1 protein-coding gene is annotated in these 559 nt (G+C 43.8%); it reads left to right on the top strand.

Annotated features, from left to right (window positions below):
- The coding region (locus ACYVRH_RS14255) for a DegT/DnrJ/EryC1/StrS family aminotransferase (protein ID WP_461257535.1) at positions 1 to 559 on the top strand (559 nt) is incomplete at both ends.

Here is a 559-nt window from a genome sequence, read left to right as displayed (position 1 = left end):
GGCGCGTACAACTTCATAAAATTAATTACGACGAAAGAGAGTATCAGGCTGTTAAAGAGGTGCTCGATTCGGGCTGGTTGAGTATCAGCGAAAAAACTCTTGCCTTTGAATCCAAATTTTCAGAATTTTTGGGACATGATTCAAAATGCCTTGCTCTTTCAAATTGTACCGCCGCCTTGCACATGGCTCTACTTGCCCTTAACATAAAAAAAGGTGATGAAATAATTACCCCTTCCTTAACCTTTATCGCCGATCAAAATGTTTCTTTGATGAATGGCGCTAAAAACATTCTTGCGGATATTTCTTCAATGGAAGACTGGTCGGTTGATCCTAACGATATTGAAGCGCGTATTACTCAAGCGACAAAGGCTGTGATGATAGTTCACTACGCCGGTTTTGCCTGCGATATGGAGCGTATAACAGCCCTGTGCAAAAAACACAGATTGCTCCTCATCGAAGACTGCGCCCATTCGCCGGGAGCCGATTACAAGGGGCAGCCTCTTGGTACGTTTGGCGACATATCGGCTTTCAGTTTTTTTGCCAACAAAAACATCGCGGT

This window comes from Treponema sp. R80B11-R83G3 (genome assembly GCF_054786115.1).
The sequence above is the reverse complement of the archived record's forward strand: the minus strand, read 5'-3'. Positions and strand labels throughout refer to the sequence as shown.